Genomic DNA, 22221 nt, shown 5'->3' with positions numbered 1-22221 from the left:
ATCCGCCACAGCCGCATGTCGCGGTAGAACTGCTCGATCGGCATCTCGCGGGTGTATCCCATGCCGCCGTGGATCTGCATGACCCGGTCGACGACCCGGTTGGCCATCGTCGTCCCGGACAGCTTCGCGATCGCGCAGTCGTGCCGCGAGTCGCGGCCCTGGTCGACCGTCCAGGCCGCCTTGAGGACCAGCCAGCGGGCGGCTTCCAACTCCACCTCGGAGTCGGCGATCATCCAGCCGATCGCCTGGTTGTCGGCGATCGGCCGACCGAACGTCGTCCGGTCGGTGGCGTAGCCGATCGCCATCGACAGCAGGCGTTCACCGGCACCGATCGCCTGCGACGGAATGAGGAACCGGCCCCGGCCGATCCACTCCATCGCCAGCCGGAACCCGTCCCCGGGCTCGCCGAGCATGTTGCTGTCCGGTACCCGAACCCCGGCGAAGGACAGGGTGGCCGGGCGGGCGAGGCCCATGGTCGAGATCGGCGAGGACGTCCACCCCATCGAGCGGTCGACCAGGAACGCCGTGAAGCCGCCACGGGACCGCTTCTCCGGGTCGGTCACCGTGATGACGATGGCGAAGTCGGCGTCGTTGCCGCCGGTGATGAAGGTCTTCTCCCCGTCGATCACCCAGTCCGAGCCGTCCTGCCGCGCGGTCGTCCGGATCGCCGCCGCATCCGACCCGGCGCCCGGCTCGGTGATCGCGAAGCACGAGGTGCGCTCGCCCTCGATGGTGGGGAGCAGGTATTCCTTGGTCTGCCGGTCGTCGGCGTAATAGAGGATGTTGTCCGCCTCGCCGCCGAAGCGGAACGGCAGGAACGTTCGGCCGAGTTCCGTCGCGATCAGCGACTGGGTCACGGCATCCAGCGCACTGCCGCCGTACTCCTCGGGCGTCGACACGCCCCACAGGCCGTCTCGCCTGGCCCGTGCCTGCAGCGCCCGGATCTCGGCATGCCCGAACGTCGCCGTGCCGCCGGCGCGGACGAAGTCGGCCTCCTGCGGCATGAGTTCGGCATCGACGAACGACCGGACCGTCTCCCGGATGGCCCGCTGTTCGTCGGTGATGTCGAAGTCGACCATGTCAGCGCTGACCGCCGTTGACGTGCACCGTCTGGCCGTTGACGTAGCCCGCATCCTCGCTCGCCAGGAACGTCACGACGGCGGCCACGTCTTCGGGCTTACCGACCCGGCGGGCTGGGATCTCGGCCGCGGCCGCGGCCGCGAACTCCTCCGGGTCGGCGCCCATCCGGCGGGCCGTCGCCCGGGTCATGTCGGTGTCGATGTAGCCGGGTGCGACCGCGTTGACCGTGATCCCGAACGGTCCGAGCTCGATGGCCAGCGTCGCGGTCAGCCCGATCACGCCGGCCTTGGCCGCCGAATAGTTGGCCTGGCCGCGGTTGCCGAGTGCGGAGCGGCTGGACAGGCTGACGATCCGGCCGTACCGACGTTCGACCATGTGCTTCTGCACGGCCCGGCTCATCAGGAAGTTGCCGCGCAGGTGTACGCCGAGGACGGTGTCCCAGTCCGCGGCGCTCATCTTGAAGAGCATGTTGTCGCGCGTCACGCCGGCGTTGTTGACCAGGATGTCGATTCGCCCGAACTCCTCGGCGACCCGCGCGACCGCCGCCTCGACGGCGTCCTCGTCGGCGATGTCGACGCCCAGCGCGAGGGCCCGGCCGCCGGCCGAGGCGATGGCCTTGCTGCTCGTCTCAGCGGTGTCCGGGTCGAGGTCGAGGACGGCGACCGCCGCCCCGCCGGCGGCGAACCGGGCGGCGATCGCGGCGCCGATCCCGCGCCCTCCCCCGGTGACGACGGCGACGCGGTCGGTGAATGACTCCATGCGGCTGCTCCCACCAGGTGCTCACGGGCTCGTCAGTGCCGGCCAGTGTACGGCGGCGTCCCGGCGGCCCCGATGGCCGCGCAAGGGCCCGCGGCGAGCTCAGTGGAAGGCCCTCAGTGGAAGGCCGTCAGTGGAAGGCCCTCAGTGAAAGGCGTCGAGCCCGGTCAGCGCCTTACCGAGCACCAGGGTGTGTACCTCGCTGCTGCCCTCGTAGGTGATCACGCTCTCGAGGTTGTTGGCGTGCCGCAGCACCGGATACTCCAAGGAGATGCCGTTGGCGCCGAGGATGGTGCGGCACTCGCGGGCGATGTTCAGCGCCTCGCGGGCGTTGTTGAGCTTGCCGGCACTGACCATCTCCGAGCGCAGGCGTCCGGAGTCCTTCAGGTGCGCGAGATGCAGCGCCAGCAGGTATCCCTTGTCCAGCTCGAGGGTGAGGTCGGCGAGCTTGCGCTGGGTGAGCTGGTAGCCGGCGATGGGGCGGTCGAACTGCACCCGGCTGCAGGCGTAGTCGATCGTCGTCTCCAGACAGTCGCGGGCCGCACCGAGCGCGCCGAAGACGATGCCGAAACGCGCCTCGTCCAGGCAGGCCAGTGGGCCACGCATCCCTTTCGCCTCCGGCAGCACCGCGTCGGCGGGTAGCCGGACCCCGTCCAGGACGAGTTCGCTGGTCACCGATGCCCGCAGCGAGAGCTTGTGCTTGATCTCGTGCGCCGAGAAGCCCGGGGTGTCGGTCGGTACGACGAAACCCCGGATCCCGGCATCGGTGCGCGCCCACACGATCGCGACGTCGGCGGCCGACCCGTTGGTGATCCAGGCCTTGGTGCCGTCCAGCACCCAGTCGCCACCGTCGGACCGGGCCCGGGTGCGCATCCCGGCCGGGTTGGAGCCGTAGTCGGGCTCGGTCAGACCGAAGCAGCCGATCGCCTCGCCGGTGACCATCGGGGGCAGCCAGCGTTCCTTCTGCTCGTCGCTGCCCCAGCGCCACAGGGCGAACATCGCCAGCGATCCCTGTACCGAGACGAACGAGCGGATTCCGGAGTCGGCGGACTCCAGCTCCATGCACGCCAGGCCGTAGGAGAGGGAGTCCAGGCCGGCACAGCCATAACCGGTCAGATGCATCCCGAACAGGCCCAGCGAGCCGAAGGCCTTGGCTAGCTCGCGGACCGGCAGCTCGCCGCGCTCGAACCACCCGGCGATGTTCGGCCGTACGGCGTCGGCGAGCAGGGCGCGCACCCCGTCGCGCACGGCGCGTTGGGCGTCGTCGAGCTCATCCTCCAGCCGGAGTAGCTGGAGCGGTCCGGTGCGTGCCTGTGGGTCGGTCACCTGGCGATCATCTCGCGCCGGGCCCGGCCGTGGGCAGGCGACGCCGGATCAACCGCGCCGTCCGGCCGAGCGTGGCGCGCCGGACTGCCTGTGGCCGGTCTGCGGACGCCGTCGCCGGCCGCGCGGCGAACCCTGCCCATGGTCGCGGGGCGACTGCTGGCGATTGTCGCGAGGCGACTGCTGGCGATTGTCGCGAGGCGACTGCTGGCGATGGTCGCGCGCCGACCGTGGCCGGCGGTCGCCGCGGGCGGGCGCCGGCTGGGCCGAGCGCTCGCCGGCGACCGTGATCCCGGCCCGGGCGAGCATCGCGTCCACCTCGCGCCGCTCGTCCGGCAGCGCGAGGGTGATGACCGCGCCGCTCGCGCCGGCCCGACCGGTGCGGCCCGAACGGTGCACGAACGCCTTCGGGTCCGACGGCGGGTCGACGTGCACGACGACGTCGACGTTGGAGATGTCGAGTCCGCGGGCGGCGACGTCGGTGGCGACAAGGACCCGGGTCCGGCCCGCGCCGAAGGCGGCGAGCGCGCGGGTGCGCGCGGACTGGGTGAGTCCGCCGTGCAACGGCTTCACGGGGAGGGAGGGTGTGCTGAGCTGGCGGGCCAGCCGGTCTGCGCCTCTCTTGGTACGGACGAAGAGCAGCGTGCGCTCCGCGGTCGCCGCGAGCTCGGCCACGGCGGCTGTCTTGGCGGCGCGGTCGGCCAACGTCAGCACCCGGTGGGTGACGACGGCACCGTCGTCGGGCGGCATCACCTCGACCAGCACCGGGTTGACGAGGAACTCGCGGGTCAGGACGTCGACGTCGCCGTCCAGCGTCGCGGAGAACAGCAGCCGCTGGCCGCCGGTCGGGACGAGGCCCAGCAGCCGGCGGACGACCGGCAGGAAGCCGAGGTCGCACATGTGGTCGGCCTCGTCGACGACGGTGACCTCGACCGCGTCGAGGAAGATCGCTCTCCGCTCCAGCAGGTCCACCAGGCGTCCCGGGGTGGCGACGACCACGTCGACCCCGCGGTCGAGGGCGTTGATCTGGCGGCCTATCGAGGTGCCGCCGTAGACCGCCGCGACGCGGACACCGAGCGCCTGCCCGAGCGGGGCGAGGACGTCGGTGACCTGCTGGGCGAGCTCACGGGTGGGCGCCAGCACCAGGCCCTTCGGACGGCGCCGGCCGCGCGGGCCGGCGGCGCCGAGGTGGGCGAGCAGCGGCAGTCCGAAACCGAGGGTCTTGCCCGACCCGGTGACGGCGCGACCGAGCAGGTCGGCGCCGGTCAGGGCATCCGGCAGAGTCGCGGCCTGGACCGGGAAGGGCTCGTGGATGCCGCGCCGTTCGAGCGCGGTGACGAGGCGCTGCGGAAGCCCGGCCGCAGCGAAGGAGGTGATCGGCGGCGCAGGTGGGCGGGTCTGCACCGGGGGTAGGGCGTGCGGGCGTGCGGACGCGGAGCGTCGGGGCACAGGGGTCCTCTCGGATCGTCTCAGGTAGGCCGCGTGGAGAGCTGCGCGCGCGGGACATACCCGGACGAAGAGCGAGGATCAAGCGACCTCATGGCGGCGGCGCCGCATCATGTGTGCCGACCGCTGAGGGCCAGCACCAACACACTACCCGGTCGGGCGGCCACGCGCCGCGGCCGGTGTCCAAGGTCTCATGGCGACGGCGCAGCCACACCGGACAGCGATGCGAGAGAGTGGACCTATGCGCAAGTACGTGATCATCGGGGCACAGGGCAGCGGCAAGGGCACCCAGGCCAAGCGGCTGGCGGAGGACTACGAACTCGAGCACATGAGTGTCGGCGACATCTTCCGGTGGAACATCCAGCACCACACCAAGCTCGGCGCGGGAGTACGCCGGACCGTCGCCGCCGGCGAGCTCGTCTCCGATGACCTCGTCGGAGACATCGTGCGCACGAGGCTCGAGCAGCACGACTGGAACTACGGGTTCATCATCGACGGCTTTCCCCGTAATGCGGCCCAGGCGGAGTTCTTCCTCGAGACCTACGACATCGACAGCGTGATCCACGTGTGGGTGCCGGACGAGGTGGTCCAGGAGCGGGTGCTGAGCCGGCGGCTGTGCTCGCAGTGCGGGCTGGACTACAACCTGATCTACTCCCGACCGGCCAAACCGGACACCTGCGACGTATGTGGCGGCTCGCTCGTCCGTCGCGACGACGACACGCCCGCCGCGCTGCGCACCCGGCTGCGGGACTACCACGAGAAGACCACTCCGGTGCTCGAACTGTTCGAGCGCAAGGAGGTCGTCGTCACCGTCGACGGCACCCGGATGCCGGACGAGGTCTTCGAGGAGACCCGGGACAAGCTCGGGCTGCCTCCGGTCGACCACCATTCCACGCCCGAGGTGCCGGCGTCGGCGTAGACGTCTGTTCGCTCTGTGTTTACGACTACTCACGCTGGGTAGTTCACCCCTGAGAGCGCTATGCCCGGCACGTGTGGCAAACACGCCGCCGAGCGCTCATGGGGGTAGATATGTGGCGTCGTGTGGTCATTCTGGGCAGTGCGCTGGCTATGGTCGCGGGCAGCGCGGTCGCGTTCACCGGTCTGACGCCCGCGAGCGCGTCGACCCCCTCGGCGACCTCATCCGCGACGAATCCCCGGTTCCAGTCGGACCGCTGGTCGACGCCGACCTACGACCACAAGTACTCGCAGTCGATCACGTCCGAGCAGTTCAGTACGCCGGCCGTCACCAACATGGGATCGGGCAAGATCCCGGAGGTGATCGCCGGCTTCCCCAACGGCCACGTCTACGTCTGGGGCGCCCGCACCGGCAACCGGTGGCTGGACCGGTACATCGGTCCGGGCGCGGTCCAGGCCTCACCGACGATCGTCGACCTCAACCACGATGGACAGCCGGACATCGTCGCAACCGACACCGCCGGCGACGTGGTCGGCTTCACCTTGGGCAACAAGACGATCTTCCGCGCGCACACCGGCGTCGGCCCGCACCAGTTCGGCAACTTCGCCACCACCGCGGTCGCCGATCTCAACGGCGACGGGCACCTCGACATCATCCAGGCCGGCTGGGACCACTACGTCCACGTGTGGGACGGCAGATACCTGAACCCGACGAAGAGCACCCGGCAACTGCCCGGATATCCGGCGTTCCTCAAGGACACGATCTGGTCGTCGCCGGTCATCGCCGACCTCAACCATGACGGAATCAAGGACATCATCGTCGGCTACGACTGCGACGGCGTGCAGGGCCAACCCTGCTACAAGATCCGCGACCGCTATCAGCGCGGCGGCTACGTCACCGCTCTGAACGGCGCCGGTGCGAACGCCGGCAAGCCGCTGCCCGGGTGGCCGCGCTTCGTGAACGGACAGACGATCTGGTCCAGCCCCGCGGTCACGGACCTGAACCACGACGGCAAGCTCGATGTGGTCGTCGGTACGGGCAACATGCTCGATGGCGGCCACGAGATCCTGGCCTACGACCGGACCGGGAAGTTCCTCCCGGGCTGGCCGGTCAAGGTGGCCGGGCGTCCGACGGGCTCTCCGGCCATCGGCGATCTGGACCACAACGGCAACAAGGAGGTCGCCGTCACCGATGACAACGGCTACCTCTACGTCATCAACGCCGACGGACACATCCGCTACAAGAAGTGCATCTCCAACACGATGACCAACTGCAGTGCAACGGGTCCCCGGATCCACGGCAGCGCGAGCATCGCGAACTTCACCGGCCTGTCCGGTGGGCGGCAAGAGGTGCTGGTCGGCGGAGAGCAGCACATGTACGTCTTCGACAACAACGGCGCCCTGGCCTTCTCGGGGATGCTCTGGTGGACCGACCGCAAGGTCCGCAGCCTGCCCTACATGTGCGCTCCGACCTACGCGAACATCGACGGCAAGGCCAAGGTCTTCGTCGCCGCGGGTGACTTCACCTTCGGGGAGGTCTTCGCCTGGACGTTGAACCAGCCCTACGTCCACGCCGACTGGCCGACCTTCCACCACGACATGGAGCGCACCGGGATCCTGTGACACAGGTCGCTGCGGCGCCCATGACTACCCGGAGCCGCCGGGTGTGTTGCAATCATGGCGTGACCGGACCCGGTGGGCAGGAGCTGTCGGTCGATGATGCGGTCGGAGTACTCACCGCGGCGTTCTCCCAGCCGGGCGGAGCCCAGACCGTCCTGGGCAGCCTCGGCGAGGTGTCGGGGCTGGACTACCGGCCGGCGACGGCGGGCCGGATGTTCCGGTCCGGTACGCCGGCCACGCTGAGCGTCGGCGACTGGGCGTTCGTCGCCTCCGACCGGAGCGGCGTGCGGGTGCAGGTCCGGCACGTCGTCCGCGGGGTTCCGCTGCAGACCGCGCTCGTCGGTCCTGCCGAGGCGGGCCGCAAGCTCGCCGCCGAGGCGTTCCGGGCCGTGACCGAACAGGGCGCACAGGCCTCGATCGAACTGCAGTCCGCGCTCTACGGCATTGCCGTCGTGGTCGGGCTCGCCTGACCGGACGGCCGCCGGCCGCGCGACGTCAGCTGCCCGGCGACGATCGCGACCCGCCGCGATCGAGGTCGGCCAGCCAGTCGTTGTAGGCCGCGAGCTGCTCGTCGTCGTTGTCGAGATCGGTGCGCGATGGGCCGCCGGAGGCCGACCGGGCCGCGCCGCGACCGGCGAACCGCTCCTCGAAGGTCGCGGTCCGGACCTGCTCCAGCCAGCCGCGCCGGGCGACCCGGCCGCTGTCCCGGGACGCCCACACGGCGAAGACGAGCAGCATCGCCGCGAACATGATGAAGTCGCCGGCGATCCACATCACCGCACCGCCGTTGTGGATGTCCGTTGCGGTCATGCTCATCCCGAACAGCGGCGGGTTGGTCTGGATGAGGGTCAGGCCGGTGAACGTGTCGACCGGCATCGCCGCGACCAGCATGATGATCTTCATCGGATAGGAGAGTCGCCACCGGATCGGCTCGTCTCCGAAGATCGGCAGAAAGTACAGGTAGCCGACCATGAGGAAGACCAGCTCTTCGACGCCGTGGGCCAGCGGGCTGGCCATGATGGTGACCATGATGTGGGTCAGGTGGGTCAAGACGACCACGGCGGTGTAGAGGACGACGCACAACGCCGGGTTGGTGAGCACCGAGACCGGCCGGGAGCGCAGGATCCGCTTCACCCGCCGGTGCACCGGCGGGCTCGCCGTATGCAGTGTGAGGATCAGCGGCCGGCCGGCGACCAGGAATGCGGGGGCGACCATGATCAGCAGCAGGTGCTGGACCATGTGTATCCAGAACAGGTCGTGCTCGTAGACCCCGATGCTGCTCTGGGTCGCGACGACGATGACGAACAGGCCGGCGGCGAAGGACAGTGTCCGCAACCATGGCCAGTTCCGGCCGGGCCGGCGGACCGACCGCTGCACCCCCCACCCGTAGAGGACCGCGAGCACCAGGACCGCCGCCGTGGCGATCGGTACGAAGGTCCACTCGGTGAAGCCGGCGGCCCAGGTCAGCGGCGGAAGAGGGTCGCCCATTCCCGGCATCACCTATCCGCCTTCCCGGCCGTGACCGCGGCCGGAACCAGCGTCGCACACAGGCTTTCCGTGCTCGTCCCGGCCTCCTCCGGCGGCGTGCGGTCAGGTGTGCGGGCGGCCCTCCGGCGCGGCCACGAGCACGTCGTCACCGTCGGCGACGGTCGGACTCTGGCGGGCCGCGTCGGCGTGACCGGGCCACCAGGCGGCGTGGCCGATCAGCGCGGTGAGGGCGGGGGTGAAGAACAGGGCCATGACGAAGGCGGCGACGGCGATGCCGAACGAGATGGCGAAGCCCATCTGGGTGAGGGTGGAGCTGCCGGCGAGCAACAGGGAGGCGAAGGTGCCGGCGAGGATGAGGCCGGCGGCGGCGACGGTCGGTCCGGCGTGCCGCACGGCCATCGCCGCCGCGTCGCGCGGACTGCGCCCTTCGCGGGCCTCTTCGCGGAGCCGGGCGATCATGAGGATGTTGTAGTCCGTGCCGAGTGCGACGACGAACAGATACATGATGATCGGCAGCAGGAAGATGAGCCCGGGTTGGCCGCCGACGTGCTGGAAGATCAGCACCGTGCTCCCGAGGGTCGCGGCGAAGCCAAGCCCGACCGAGGCCATCAGGTACCAGGGCGCGACGACGCTCCGCAGGAGCAGCCCGAGGATGAGCATGATGAGTACGGCGGCGACGGGGAACACCACCAGGTAGTCATGGTTGACGGCCTTCTGGATGTCGACGTAGACCGCGGTGATGCCGCCCACGACGGCCGTCGTGCCGGTCGGCGCGGCGCGATGAGCCGTGTCGCGCAGGGGGCCGCCGACTGTGGAGATCGCCTCGCTCGACTGCGGTCCGGACGTCAGGGTGACCTGGAAGTAGGCGACGGACCCGTCCGGCGAGAGCACGGGCGGACTGACCTGCCCCACCCCGGGCACCCGGCTCAGTGAGGAGCGGTAGCGGCCGAGCTCACTGCGGTCCAGGTCGGCGCCGGTGGTCGAACGGAGATAGACCTGCGACGGTTCGGTCGCGCCGGCCGGCAGGCCCTTGAGGAGTTCCTTGCTGTAGACGGTGGATTCCGACGTCGACGCGGTCGAACCGCCGGTGAGGTCGAAGTTCGGGTGGAAGCCGAAGGCGGCGATCGCCAGCAGCACCATCAGGCCACCCGAGGCGATCGCAAATCGGCCGGGATGGCGCCCCATCGCGCCGCCGATCGCGGCGAACCGGGCCGCGGTGGGTTCCCGACGCCAGGCCTTCGACGGCCAGAAGACCTTGGTGCCCAGGAGCGACACGATTGCCGGAATCAGGGTGAGTCCGGCGAGCAGGGTGACCGCGACGGCGATGGCCAACGCCGGGCCGAGCGACTTGAACAGGCCAAGGGTGGACAGGGCCAGGGCGAGAAAGGCGATGATCACCGCACCGGCCGCCGAGGCGATCGCCTCGCCGGCCCGGCTGACCGCCGAGACCATCGCGGTCTTGGGGTCCTCCCCGGCGCGCAGTCGTTCCCGATAGCGGAACAGGAGGAACAGAATGTAGTCGGTGCCGACCCCGAACAACACGACGATCAGCAGTGCGGTGACCGAGCTGTCGATCTTGAGGTCGAACGCGTTGTTCGCCCAGGCGATGAATCCGTCGGCGATCTGGGAGACCACGCCGATCGTGAGGACGGGGAGCAGCGCGATGATCGGGCTGCGGAAGATGACCAGCAGCAGCACGATGATCAGGCCGACGGTGACACCGGCGATGATCGCCTGCGCGCGGTTGCCGGACTTCTCCGAGTCCAGCGTCTGCGCGGCGGTGCCGGTGATCCCTGCCTTCAACGTCGTACCCGACACGTGTGCGCGCAGATCTGCGCGGAGCACCTTGACCGCGTTCGGTTGAGACTCGTCGCTCGGACTGCTGGGCAGCGGCATCTGTACGGCGATCGGCTGGATCAGCCGGTTCGGCGACGGCGGGCCCACCTGCACCGCGGTGACGTCCTTGATGTGCGCTCCCGAGAGCGCGGCTCCGATCGAGGAAACCTTCGCCGAATCCGCGGCGGTGAGTGCTTTGGCGTCGGAGCGCTCCACGACGATGATCGCTGCCGGCGTGGCGGCCTTCGGAAACGCCGAATGCTGCAGGTTCTGTGCCTGAATCGACTCGTAGTGGCTCGGCAGGAAGCTGGCCTCGTCACTGGTCGAGGTCAGTTTCGGAGCCAGCCCGATCACCGCGACGGCCGCCAACAACCACAGCCCGAGCACCCGCCACGGGTGGTGGACGACGACGCGTCCGAGCGCAGGAAACACCGATTCAGCCTTTCGCTTTGGTTGCACGATCGAACAGGGTCACCAGTTCGGTCGCGTAGGACTCGATGTCGAACCGGGGGTCGTGGGACATCTGCAGGACGGCTCCGTCGATGGCCCGCCGGACGGCGATGGCCACCGATCGGGCGGACAGGGTGCGGAACTCGCCGGTCTCCATGCCGAGTCGCAGGATCCACTCGGGATCCAGCTCGGCGAGCTCCGGCGGCGGTGGTTGCGCCGCCATCGCCTGATCGAGGCGGTCGCCGGTGTCGGTCCGGTAGCTGGTCCAGATGTCGAGCATGGCGAGGGCGTACGCCCGGTGCGTCGCGATGAACTCGGCGTTCGACCGGATGTAGGCCGCGAGCTTTCCCGCGGCGGTCGACTCGGCGGCGATCGCCGGGAGCATCACCCGCGCACCTGCAGTGAACACCTCGGTGACGACCTGGGTGACGAGCTCGTCCTTGCCGGCGAAGTGGTAGGAGACCACACCCCGGCTGACACCCGCGCGGTCGGCGATCCGCGCGATGGTCGCCTGCGGGTATCCGTGCTCGGCGATCGTGTCGATGGCGCACTGCACCAGCTGAGCCCGCCGCGCGGTCTCGATGAACGACCGGCCCTCTTGGCCACCCGACCGAGAATCTGACATCACGACCAGAAAGCTAGCACGGACGATCAGGGCGCCGCCGGCGGACGGTGACCGTGCCTGTTGCGGTTAGCGGTCGGAGCGCTTCGTCGACTGGCGGTGCAGGAACGCGCCGACGAGAACGCCGACCACGAGCATCGCGGTCAGCGCCGCCCACAGCGGCATGCTCACGACCGGCACGATGACCCGGATCTTCACCTGGCGGGTGTTCTCGGCGATGAAGACGATGGCCAGGACGAGAAGCACCAGCGCGACGATCGACCGGGGGGACAGGCGGGAGCGCTTCTTGGTGGTCTTCACCGGTGGCGGGGTCGTTGCGGTCATCGTCGATGCTCCCTCGGAGGAGTCGGCCACTGCTGGCTTTGGGACCGGCCTCACCATCCATGGTCGCGGAGATCACCGGCCGGTGGGTCGGCCTTCGGGAAACAGCCCGACCTGGCGCCGAGGCTCACTCCGCATGGGTGATGCCAGGGCGCCGCGTGCCCGCGACAGTCGGAGGCGGGGGTGAGCGCGATGACCGTGACCTACGAGATCCGTATTCGTGGGCGGATCGGCGAGGTCGTTGCATCCGCTTTCGTCGGATTCGACGTGTCGACCCACAACGTGGAGACCGTCCTGTCCGGTCCGGTTGCCGACCAGGCGGAGTTGTTCACGCTGCTCGCCCAGTTGCAGTCCTTCGGCTTCGAACTCGTCGACGTACGGCAACTCTCGGCCCCTCCGGCTGCCCTGCCGCCCGAGTCGAACTAGAGCAACTGCAGGGCCCGCGCGCGCGCCACCGCCTCACTCACGCTGCTGACTTCGAGCTTCCGGTAGATCGCCTTCTTGTGTGTCTTCACCGTGTTGACGGTGATGAACAGGCCACGCGCGATCTCCTCGTTCGGGAGCCGGCCGACGAGGCGGCGCAGCACCTCGGTCTCCCGGTCGGTGAGCTCGGCCCAGGCGGGGCTGACCACCCGGTCGGCCCGCCGCGTCAGGTCGAGGAGGCGGGCGACGAAGTCCGGGTACGCCGTCCCCATGTCGACCTGTGCGGTGAGGAGCTGGGCCATCCGCTCGGCCATCGCCAGGAACGGCGCCCGGACGTCCTCCGGCTCGGCCGTCGCGAGGGCCCGCTCGAGATACTGCCCTGCTCGGGGCCCCTCGCCACAGTCCTCGGCGGCGACCGCGGCGAGCAGCCATGCCGACACGGTGTCGTGCAGATGACCGATCGGTGTGGTGCCGTCGAGGCAGTCCTCGAGCGTGGCGATCGCCGCTCCGGCCTGGCCGGCGGTGAGCAGTGCCTGGGCGTGGGCGAGGCGTGCGGCGTACGGGCAGGCGGTCAAGGCGTCGTCGTCGAGGACCGGCGCGCCGGCGCCGCTGCCGTCCAGCTCCAACAGGTGCTGAGTCTGCAGCAGGCACTGTGCCCCGCAGAGCAGCACAGTGCGCAGGATGTGCTCGGACCCGCCGCGGCGCAGGTGCGCTCGCAGGCCGGCGACCATCGCGAACGCTGTGGTCGGATCGCCGCTGGTCGCGTGCACCCAGGTTCGCACCAGCCCGATGTCCAGCGGGAGCTGGGGATTGATGGCGAAGTTGTTGGACAGCTCGGCGTGATCCAGGGCCCGATCGGCCTCGGCGACCTCTCCCCGAAGGCAGTGCACGGCGGCCGCGACGACGTAGGCCACCGCGACGAGCTCCATCTGATCCCACTCGCGCGCCTCGGCCTCGGCGATCGCCTGGTCGGCAAGAGCCCCGGCCTCGCTGAGCCGGCCTTCGACCAGGGCCAGCGCTGACAGGTAGGCGAGGCAGCCCACGGCGAGGTAATCGTGGCCGGCAGCGCGGGCCGCGCCGATCCCGAGTCGCAAATGGATGCGGCCGGCCTCGACATCGCCGGTGTCGCATTCGGCGGCGCCGAGCAGATAGAGGCCGAAGGCGCGGGCCGCAGAATCCTCGACGGGTTGTCCGGCCGCGGTCTCGATCTCGACCTCGGCGTCGGGGGTGAGGGCCGCGACCGCCTCGGCGAGGACGCCGCCGTAGTGCCCGGTCACCCGGCCCTGGTAGAGGCGCACCGCGGTGAGCGTCCGCTGGGCACGCCGGTCATCGGAGGTCTGCAGGCCCGGATCCAGCAGCCGCAGGAGATCCTCGGCGGCCCCGCCGTCACCCATCGCCAGGCGCAGCGCCGCGGTGGCGCAGCAGATCTCCGGGTCGGCGAGCCGCACCGTCGTCGGCACACCGCCGAGCAGCCGGCGTACGGCGGCCAGGTCGCCCCGGATGAACAGGTCGAGCCAGTGATCGGCAAGGATCCGGGTCGCCGTACTGCTGTCCGGGGTGAGCTCGGCGTGTGCCACCGCGTCGGCCGGGAGGTGGTTGGCGGCGAACCACGTGGCGGCGCGGGCGTGCAGCTCCGCGGCCAGGTCGGTGTCACGCAGCGCGAGCTGCGCGCGGAGCACTTCCGCAAGCAGGGGGTGGTATCGCCACCATGAGCCGTCCGGCCCGAGCGCGGTCACGAACACCTGGGAGGCCGCGAGGTCGGACAGCACAGCCGCGGAATCGTGCCGTCCGGTCAACGCGGTCGCGAGTCCCGGGCAGATCCGGTCGACGATGCAGGTGCGTACCAGGAACTCGCGGATCTCGGTCGGCTGCTGATCGAGGACCTCGGTGACGAGGTAGTCGGCGACCGCCCGGTCGTCGCCGGAGAACCGGCGTACCCCCTCCGCGACGTCCGCACAGCCGGCGAGGTTCATCGCGGCCAACCGGACGCCCGCCGGCCAGCCCTCGGTGCGCTCGTGCACGATGCGCGCGTCCGCTCCGGTCGCCTCGATGTCGCTCTGGGCGAGCGCCAGGCGGGTCTCGGCCGCGGTGAACGCCAGGTCGTCGGCGCGGACGTCGCTGACTTGCCCGTCGACCCGCAGCCGGCCGAGCGGGATCGGCGGGAGGTAGCGGCCGGACAGGACGACGCTGAGCGTCGGGGGTGCGTAACTCTGCAGGCGGGACAAGCCGGCGAGCAGGCCCCGATCGGTCAGCAGTTGTACGTCGTCGATGACCAGGACAGGCGCGACGGTGAGATCGTGCAGAGCGTTGACCAAGTCGGCCAGGAAGCCGTCGATGCCGGCGGGCTTTCGGGGTGGCCGCAGGGTGGTCAGCGGCAGCCGATCGTCGTCCGGGACCGCAGCCCGGATCGCGGCCACGAGGTAGGACCAGAATTGCGTCGGGTCGTCGTCCCCGCGGTCGAGAGACAGCCACGCGACGGGGCGGGTCGCGCCCTTCCGGCCCGCCCACGCGGCGAGCAGGGTGGTCTTCCCCCAGCCGGCCGGCGCGGTGAGCAGGGTGCAGCGCCGTTGGGTCGCCGAGTCGAGCAGAGCCGTCAGCCGTGGTCGCGCGATGGACCGCGCCAACGGCGGCGGCACCGTCAATTTGGCGCGCAGGAGCGACGCCCCTGCGGGCAAGTGTGTTGCCGTTGTACCCCGCCTCGTCGGCACCGCGTCCCCCGTCCGTCGGCGGCGCACCTTGGACAAGTGTGCACCGGCGAGGCTCGGGACGTCACCCGTTCCGGGTGAGGCCGGTGGGGCCACATCACTCGGACGAGCCCGATCGGTCCCGATGACGGGGTGTCACATGCGCTGTCCGGACCCGTGCAGAACGGACCGTTCAGCGGTGACATGTCCCGGTTTTGTCGAGGACGATCAGTAACAGGGGGAGTTCGTGTGCCATACCTCGCAAAGTCGGACCACCGGGTGGGGCACGACGACGTCGCCCAGGCGGTCGCCGGCGGCGACCGGCTCAGCACGGCCGAGGGCCACGTGGCGGCGGCGAAGCTCATTCCCCCTCAGGTTTCCGCCCCGTTCGTCGCCCGCCCTCGTCTGGTGACGCTGCTCGATCACGCGACCCGCGGACCGGTGACTGTCCTCAGCGCCGGGCCTGGATCGGGCAAGACCCAACTGCTCGCCTCGTGGCGGACGGAGGGTCGTGCACCGGGCTCCGTGGCCTGGCTGTCCCTCGATCCGGCCGACAACGACCCGGCGCGTTTCTGGGGGTCCGTGCTTGCCGCCCTGTCGGCGAGCGGGGCGGTCGGTGCCGGTGACCCGCTCGACGCCCTACGCGTTCCGAGCGCGGTCGATGCGCGATTCCTGGACCGGATCATCGGTGGACTCGCGGATCTGCCCGGCCCGGTCGTGCTCGTCCTGGACGACTTCCACGAGATCACCGACACGGCGGTGCTCGACGCCGTCGCCGACCTGTTGCGCCATCTACCGGCCCAGCTTCGGCTGGTGTTCGCCACCCGGGCTGACCCACCGCTCCCGATGTATCGGCTGCGGCTGGCCGGTGAGCTCACCGAGATCCGCGCGGCCGACCTGGCCTTCGGCCCGCACGAAGCGACCCAGTTGTTCGCCGGGCACGGGCTCCCGCTCGATCGCGCGCAGGTCGTCACCCTGCTGACCCGTACCGAGGGCTGGGCCGCCGGATTGCGGTTGGCCGCCATGTCGCTGGTCGACTGCGACGACATCGACAGGGGCGTCGCGACGTACGCCGGGGACGACCGGAGTGTCGCCGAATACCTGATCGCCGAGGTGCTCTGCCGACTTGACCCGCAGGTCCAGCGCTTCCTGCTGCGGACCTGCGTCTCCGACCGGCTGTGCGGTGATCTGGCCGATGCGATGACCGGGCGGCGCGGCGGTGGGCAGCTGCTCGAGCGGCTGGTGCAGGACAATGCCTTCGTGTCGGGGCTGGGTGATCGGCCGGCCTGGTACCGCTACCACCCGATGTTCGCGGAGGTGCTGCGCCACCGGCTGTCCGTGGAATCACCCGCCGAGGTGCCGGAATTGCACGCCGCCGCAGCGCAGTGGTTCGCCGATCATGGGGAGCCGATCGAGGCGGTTCGCCATGCCATGGCCGGTGCGGATTGGCGGCTGGCCGGAACGATCATCGGGCGGGTCGGAGTGCCGCTGATGCTGTCCGCCAACCGGCAGACCCTGTCGCGCCTGCTGGACCAGCTGCCCGCCCGTCCGACCGGCGCCGCGGATGAGGCAGCTGCTGTCGTAGCGGGCGCAGCTCACCGGCCGGCCGAGACCGACCAGCTTGCGATTCAGATCGGTCTTGCCGGGCGGCTCATCGACGATCTGCCGCCCGCAGAACGCCGAAAACTCGCCGCAGCGCGCCGACTGCTCGCCCTCGGTGTCGCCCGGCTCAGCGGTGACATCGACGCGATGAGCGAGGCTGCCGACGACGTGCTCCGCCTGGTCGGGGCCGACCTGGTACCGGATCCGCGCATGACCGAGCAGTACCGCTCGATCGCCCTGACCAACAAGGGTGCGGCGCAGGCCTGGACCGGCCAGACCATGGATGCCGTGCGCACGCTGCACTCCGCGCTCATCGCCGCGGAGCTCGCCGGACTGGAGCTGGTCGAGCTCAACTCCTTGAGCTACCTGGCCCTGGTCCACGCGATCGACGGCCGGCTGCGCTCGGCCGATGCGCTGGTGCGGCAGGCGATCCGGTTCGCCGACGACCGTGGCTGGCGGTCGGAGATGCAGATCGGCGCCGCGTATCTGGCGGCCGTCATCGTGCATCTCGAGCGGTGGGAGATCGACGAGGCGCGCGGGCTGCTCGAGAGCGAGCTGACGCCGATCGAGCCGTCCATCGAACCGGCACTTGCGCACGCCGCCGGGCTGGTCCGGGCCCGGGTGCTCGCAGTGACCGGGGACTTCGACGGTGCCCGGGCGGAGGTGGCCCGGGTACGCCGGCGGTACGGCGGATCGGCGGCACCCGGCGTCCTGCGCCGCTGGGGCCGGGTGGTCGAGGTCGAGATCGACCTTGCCGCGGGAGACCCGGCGGCCGCGCTCAGTCGGCTGGAGCGGCTTTCGGAGCCGGCGCCGGCTATTCACCGCGATCGGGTGCTGAAAGCCCGTGCCCACCTTGCCCTCGGGTCACCGCACGAGGCCGACGATGTTCTGCGCCCGGTACGGAATGGGTCGTCCGTGGATCACGTCGTCCTCATCCACAGCTGGCTGACCGAAGCCCTCATCGCCGATCGGCTCCGCGAGGACAGCCGCGCCCTCGACTGTCTGTCGCGTGCGCTCGCCCTGGCTGAGGACGAGCAGATCCGGCTGCCCTTCCATCTGCTCGGGTCCCGGCTACGGGCGATGCTGTCCCGGCACGTCCAGGTGGGGGGAGGTCACCACGAGTTCGTATCGACCATGCTCGGCGTACGTGCCACCGTCGGCAGCGGGGTCGCGCGTCGCCCGCCGCGGTGGCCCGACCCGCTGACCGACCGCGAGTTGACGATGCTGCGGTTCCTTCCGACCATGCGCAGCAACAGCGAGATCGCGCAGGAGCTGTGTGTCTCGCCGAACACGGTCAAGGCACACCTGAAGACGCTCTTTCGCAAACTCGCGGTCAGTACCCGACGCGACGCGGTACGCCGCGCCCGCGAGTTGGGACTGCTTCCCGAGGTCAGCGCGACCGGCTCCGACGGCCGGCTACCGGTCCACCCGCTCCTCGCGGGCACCCCGGCGGTCGGAAGGGTCGTTGGCCGTCCCGATCCGACGGCGGATCTCGACGAGTTCCAGGCCGAGGGCCTGCACACGCGCCAGTAATCCGTGCAGAGCGGCCTGGTCGGCCAGGGGGCCGACCAGGACCGTCTCTGCCGGAACTGCGGTGGCGGTCATCGGCGCGAACGCGTCGGCCAATGCCGGTCCGAGCTGGCCGCGGACGCGGATCTCATATACGTAGCCCACGGTCTCGGGTTGGACTCAGTCTTCGGCGCCGTGCGCCGCAAGACCGTAGATCACCAGCGCGTCAGCGGTGAGGACGATGAGGCCCCACAGTGGGTAGGCGCCGATAGCGAGCATCCACGCCAGTGCGCTCAGTGAGGCGAGCAGCAGTCCGAGCCAGCGGCCGAGGCCGACCCGCGCGAAGATCATCAGCGCGGCCAGCAGTTGCAGCGCACCGATGCCGATCCAGCTCCACGACGCCACGGTGAAGTTGTGGTAGAGCAGTCCGGCGGTGTCGAAGTAGGCGCGGTTCACCAGGCCGCTGATGCCGGCGGCGATGCTGAACAGGCTGGCCAGCCCCAGGAACGTCCCGGAGAAGATCACCCACCCCGACATCACGCCGCGCTGCTCGACTGGGGCGACGTAGCCGTCGGCAGTGCGATTCTCGGTGGGAGTGCCTGCGGCGTGCTCCCCGATTGTCCCGTGTGACATTCCGGATTCCTCCCCGAATGATCATCGGGCCCAACGCCCGACGAGGTCAGCGTGCGCCGCGCGGCGACCCGGCGCCTCACCCGCCGCGGGTAAACCGTGGTGGTTCACCCGATCCGGGTGAGCCCAGCACGACGCCGGCGTCCGCAGACTGACAGATATGGGCACCGGGGCGGATGCGGAGAAGCGGGTCGCCGCCCGGCTTCCGAAGACGTCCTCAACCGCGCGGAACAGCACCTCGCGGGCGCTCAGCCGTAGCTTGCTGGCACTGGTCCTGTCGATCGTCATCTACTCCACGGCGCCACTGCCGGACGACGTACCGGGGCCGATCGGGCTGACGATCTTCTCGGTCGTCGGGGTGTGGTTCCTGTTCGTGCTCGTGCGCCAGATCCGGATCTTCGTCCAGACCCACGGCCAGCGCCAGGTGCGTTTCGAGGCGCTCGCCACGTCGCTGTACCTCGTCGTCATCACGTTCGCCCTCATCTACGACGTGTTGGCGAAGACCCCCGGCGCATTCGCCGGTCTGAGCAACCGCGTCGACGGCCTCTACATGACCGTCGCGACGCTGACGACGGTCGGCTTCGGCGACGTGCATGCGACCGGCCAGGGCGCCCGGATCATCGTCACGGTGCAGATGGCGTTCGACCTCTTCTACATCGCGACGTTCGCGGGACTGATGAGCGGGATCATCGCCGCGCGCAGATCGGTGAACCTCCAGCAGGGGCAGACGCCGCCGAACGGCGACGGCCCGGAGCCACCGACGGGCAGCTAGGCCAGGAGCGGGTCGGGGACCGGCAGGTAATCCGAGAGGCCCGACCAGCCGGTCTCGGTGTCCCTGCTGCGGACATGCTCGGCGCGGAACCAGCTCACGTATTCGCAGATCTCCTCGAGCGCCCACCGGGTCCGGTAGAGGGCGAGCGCCGTCGTCGACAGCGGTACGTCGCCGGCGGTGGCGGCGTAAGCGGCCCGGTCGGCGGCGTCCCAATCGGCGGCGGTGTCGTCGGTCAGCATCCACAGATCGCGCTCTCGCGGGCCGACGGCGACCGTGTCCCAGTCGATCAGCAGTCGAGCGCCACGCCGGTCGGTGAGGACGTTCGCCGCATGCGGCTCACCATGGGTGATCACCCACGACCCCGCCGAGCCGACCACGGCGGCGGCCAGGTCGTCGTAGCGGCGCAACAACTTGTGCACCTCGGCGGCGCTGGAGCGCAGCAGTTCCCGGGTCGGCTCGCCGAAGGGTCCGGCGTGCCAGGGTTCGTCGGTCTGGGCCATCGCCGCAAGCAGGTGCCGACGTCCGGGCAGGTCGAAGTCCTCGCGGCGCGGGAGGTCCGCGGGGATCCGGTCGGTCGCTGCATGCAGGCGCCCGACCAGCCCGAGCACAGCGCGCCGATCGGCGACGGATGGGAACTCGCCGAACTCAGCGTTGGTGGCGTCGAGGAAGGGGAAGACCGCCACCGAGTGGTGCGCCCCGAGGTGACGCACCACGGCGCCCGTGTCGTCGGGCGTCGGGGCCAGGACGAACTCCAGCCCGGCGTCGCCGTGCAGCGCCCGCGCCGTCTCGAATGCCCGGCGCACCTGGTCGTACGGCGTCGCGGTCCACCGGGCGTTGCGGAGATCGTCGACCGTGACGAACCATCGGCCCGCGCGGTCATCCGTCGCGACCCAGTGGTGGCTGCCGAATCCCACAGCGAGGTAATCCAGCGAGGCGACCTGCACCGACCAGTGCCCCGTGAGCAGTTGGGTGAGGGCTTCGCGGTCGACGTCTGCGGGCTCGGTCAGCACGGGCAGAAGTATCGCGCCCGGCGCGCGTCGCCCGCACCGACGTTTCCGGGCCCCAGCGTGTACCCGGCCACGCCAACCGGGTATGTCTACCCGCATGGATGCTGCACAGGAGATCGAGGCCACCCCGATCGCGGTGGACCTCTGGCCCGACGTCCGGCGCCCGACCCGGGTCGGGCTGGTGTCCGGCGGACTCGGCGCCTACTGGCCCCAGTTCCCCGATCTGCTGCCGACCCTGAAGGCGTCGGCGGCCACCGTGGCCGAGCGACTGCAGGCGTCGGGCTGCGACGTCGTCGACGTCGGGTTCATCTCCGACGCCCAGGAGGGCTCCCGCGCCGCCGACGAACTGCGGCTGGCCGATTGTGACCTGATCGTCGGATTCCTCACGACCTACATGACGGCCTCGATGCTGCTGCCGGTCGCCCAGCGCACCGACGCGCCGGTCCTCCTCATCAACCTGCAGCCGACCGTGGCGATGGAGCACGCCACCTTCGACACCGGCCAGTGGCTGGCCTACTGCGGCGCCTGCCCGCTGCCCGAGATGGCCAACACCTTCGAGCGCGCCGGCATCCCCTTCCGCTCGGTCTCCGGCCACCTCGCCGACGAACGGGCGTGGGCGCGCATCGACCGGTGGGTGCAGGCGGCCGGCGTACGCGGCGAGCTCCGCAAGACCCGGCACGGGCTGCTCGGGCACCTCTACCCGGGGATGCTCGACGTCTCGACCGACCTCACCATGATCTCGGCGCAGCTCGGCGGTCACATCGAGGTCCTGGAGTTCGACGACCTGCGGGTGCGCACCGAGCAGGTCACCGACGACCAGGCCGAGGACCGGATCAAGGTCGCCCGGGGCATCTTCGACCTCGACGAGTCCGTCGAGGAGGACGACCTGCGATGGGGCGCCCGGGTGTCGGTAGGCCTCGACCGGCTCGTCGAGGACTTCTCGCTGGACAGCCTCGCCTATTACCACCGTGGCCTCGACGGGGAGATCCACGAGCGGCTCGGCGCCGGGATGATCCTCGGCGCCTCGCTGCTGACCGCGCGCGGCGTGCCGGCGGCAGGGGAGTACGAGCTGCGCACGTCGTTGGCGATGCTGATCATGGACCGGCTCGGCGGCGGCGGGTCGTTCACCGAGTTGCAGGCCCTGAACTTCCTCGACGACGTCGTGGAGATGGGTCACGACGGACCCGCACACCTGGCGATCAGCGCGCGCCGGCCGCTGCTCCGCGGCCTCGGGGTCTACCACGGCAAGCGCGGGTGGGGCGTGTCGGTCGAGTTCGACGTCCGGCACGGACCGGTCACCGCATTCGGGATCGGGCAGACCCGCGACGGCCGGCTGCGGTTCATCGCCTCCGAGGGCGAGGTCGTGCCCGGTCCCGTCCTGCAGATCGGCAACACCACCTCGCGGGTCGACTTCGGCCGCGACCCGGCGCTATGGACCGACGACTGGAGCGCGTCGGGTGTGGGCCACCACTGGGCGCTCGGGACCGGCCACCGGATCGCCGACCTGCGGGCGGTGGCGCAGCTCCTCGAGCTGGAGTTCGTCGAGATCTGAACCGAAGGCCGAGCTAGCTGCTGGGAACCGTGTCGGCGCGCCATGACGACGGAATCAACGACGCTCCAGGCGTGTCCTGCAGCCCGAGCGCGGCAATCCCCTTGAGCAATGCCGTGAACGCGACGGGTAGGGCGATCGCGACCGCACCCTGCCAGTCGGCGTGCACGATGCTGTGGGTCGCCTTG

At 70.4% G+C, this 22221-nt stretch carries 18 protein-coding genes; 7 read left to right on the top strand and 11 right to left on the bottom strand.

Going from position 1 to position 22221, the window contains the following annotated elements; genetic code table 11:
* The 4 genes from VGH85_21210 to VGH85_21195 all read right to left on the bottom strand — a co-directional run.
* Positions 1-1079: acyl-CoA dehydrogenase family protein (locus VGH85_21210; protein HEY2176334.1), on the bottom strand; the 1079-nt coding region annotated here is incomplete at its 3' end.
* Position 1080: 1 nt separating this feature from the next.
* Positions 1081-1839 (bottom strand): 3-oxoacyl-ACP reductase FabG, encoded by a 759-nt coding sequence (gene fabG, locus VGH85_21205; protein HEY2176333.1) that lies wholly within the window; start codon positions 1837-1839, stop codon positions 1081-1083.
* Positions 1840-1980: 141 nt separating this feature from the next.
* Positions 1981-3162 (bottom strand): acyl-CoA dehydrogenase family protein, encoded by a 1182-nt coding sequence (locus VGH85_21200; protein HEY2176332.1) that lies wholly within the window; start codon positions 3160-3162, stop codon positions 1981-1983.
* Positions 3163-3210: 48 nt separating this feature from the next.
* A complete protein-coding gene (locus tag VGH85_21195) occupies positions 3211-4563 on the bottom strand; it encodes a DEAD/DEAH box helicase (GenBank protein HEY2176331.1) in 1353 nt (450 codons plus the stop codon).
* A gap of 283 nt (positions 4564-4846) precedes the next feature.
* On the opposite strand from VGH85_21195, the gene VGH85_21190 reads away from it, so the two are divergent.
* From VGH85_21190 to VGH85_21180, 3 genes are all read left to right on the top strand, one after another.
* Complete coding sequence (locus VGH85_21190; GenBank protein HEY2176330.1) at positions 4847-5524, top strand: nucleoside monophosphate kinase; 678 nt, start codon at positions 4847-4849, stop codon at positions 5522-5524.
* A gap of 122 nt (positions 5525-5646) precedes the next feature.
* On the top strand, positions 5647-7143 hold the full coding sequence (locus tag VGH85_21185; GenBank protein HEY2176329.1) for a VCBS repeat-containing protein: 1497 nt from the start codon (positions 5647-5649) through the stop codon (positions 7141-7143).
* A 59-nt stretch (positions 7144-7202) separates the two neighbouring features.
* A complete protein-coding gene (locus tag VGH85_21180; protein HEY2176328.1) occupies positions 7203-7610 on the top strand; it encodes a DUF5073 family protein in 408 nt (135 codons plus the stop codon).
* Positions 7611-7635: 25 nt separating this feature from the next.
* On the opposite strand, the gene VGH85_21175 is transcribed toward VGH85_21180, so the two are convergent.
* The 4 genes from VGH85_21175 to VGH85_21160 all read right to left on the bottom strand — a co-directional run bounded on the left by VGH85_21175 (position 7636) and on the right by VGH85_21160 (position 11860).
* Positions 7636-8628 (bottom strand): cytochrome c oxidase assembly protein, encoded by a 993-nt coding sequence (locus tag VGH85_21175; protein ID HEY2176327.1) that lies wholly within the window; start codon positions 8626-8628, stop codon positions 7636-7638.
* 102 nt (positions 8629-8730) lie between these two features.
* Positions 8731-10896 carry an MMPL family transporter gene (locus VGH85_21170; GenBank protein ID HEY2176326.1) on the bottom strand — a complete coding sequence of 722 codons (2166 nt, stop codon included), beginning with the start codon at positions 10894-10896 and terminating at the stop codon, positions 8731-8733.
* Positions 10897-10900: 4 nt separating this feature from the next.
* Complete coding sequence (locus tag VGH85_21165) at positions 10901-11539, bottom strand: TetR/AcrR family transcriptional regulator (GenBank protein ID HEY2176325.1); 639 nt, start codon at positions 11537-11539, stop codon at positions 10901-10903.
* A 66-nt stretch (positions 11540-11605) separates the two neighbouring features.
* Positions 11606-11860 (bottom strand): DUF1049 domain-containing protein, encoded by a 255-nt coding sequence (locus tag VGH85_21160; GenBank protein ID HEY2176324.1) that lies wholly within the window; start codon positions 11858-11860, stop codon positions 11606-11608.
* 180 nt (positions 11861-12040) lie between these two features.
* On the opposite strand from VGH85_21160, the gene VGH85_21155 reads away from it, so the two are divergent.
* Positions 12041-12283 (top strand): hypothetical protein, encoded by a 243-nt coding sequence (locus VGH85_21155; protein HEY2176323.1) that lies wholly within the window; start codon positions 12041-12043, stop codon positions 12281-12283.
* Here VGH85_21155 and VGH85_21150 read toward each other — a convergent pair.
* Positions 12280-14904 (bottom strand): LuxR C-terminal-related transcriptional regulator, encoded by a 2625-nt coding sequence (locus tag VGH85_21150; GenBank protein ID HEY2176322.1) that lies wholly within the window; start codon positions 14902-14904, stop codon positions 12280-12282. The genes VGH85_21155 and VGH85_21150 overlap by 4 nt on opposite strands.
* A gap of 309 nt (positions 14905-15213) precedes the next feature.
* Between VGH85_21150 and VGH85_21145 the strand changes: the two genes are divergently transcribed.
* Positions 15214-18099, top strand: coding sequence for a LuxR C-terminal-related transcriptional regulator (locus VGH85_21145; protein ID HEY2176321.1), 2886 nt, complete (start codon positions 15214-15216; stop codon positions 18097-18099).
* Between the two features lie 156 nt (positions 18100-18255).
* Here the strand turns inward: VGH85_21145 and VGH85_21140 are convergent, their stop codons facing one another.
* On the bottom strand, positions 18256-18708 hold the full coding sequence (locus VGH85_21140; GenBank protein HEY2176320.1) for a hypothetical protein: 453 nt from the start codon (positions 18706-18708) through the stop codon (positions 18256-18258).
* 157 nt (positions 18709-18865) lie between these two features.
* On the opposite strand from VGH85_21140, the gene VGH85_21135 reads away from it, so the two are divergent.
* Positions 18866-19477 (top strand): potassium channel family protein, encoded by a 612-nt coding sequence (locus VGH85_21135; GenBank protein ID HEY2176319.1) that lies wholly within the window; start codon positions 18866-18868, stop codon positions 19475-19477.
* On the opposite strand, the gene VGH85_21130 is transcribed toward VGH85_21135, so the two are convergent.
* The gene (locus tag VGH85_21130) at positions 19474-20487 is read right to left on the bottom strand and encodes a phosphotransferase (GenBank protein ID HEY2176318.1); all 1014 of its coding nucleotides are present in this window, start codon (positions 20485-20487) and stop codon (positions 19474-19476) included. The genes VGH85_21135 and VGH85_21130 overlap by 4 nt on opposite strands.
* Before the next feature lie 94 nt (positions 20488-20581).
* Between VGH85_21130 and VGH85_21125 the strand changes: the two genes are divergently transcribed.
* On the top strand, positions 20582-22036 hold the full coding sequence (locus VGH85_21125; protein ID HEY2176317.1) for an L-fucose/L-arabinose isomerase family protein: 1455 nt from the start codon (positions 20582-20584) through the stop codon (positions 22034-22036).
* The last annotated feature ends 185 nt before the right edge of the window (positions 22037-22221 follow it).

Source organism: Mycobacteriales bacterium (assembly GCA_036497565.1).
Taxonomy (GTDB): domain Bacteria; phylum Actinomycetota; class Actinomycetes; order Mycobacteriales; family QHCD01; genus DASXJE01.
Note: the sequence above shows the minus strand (reverse complement) of the source record. Positions and strands in the feature narration are given on the sequence as shown.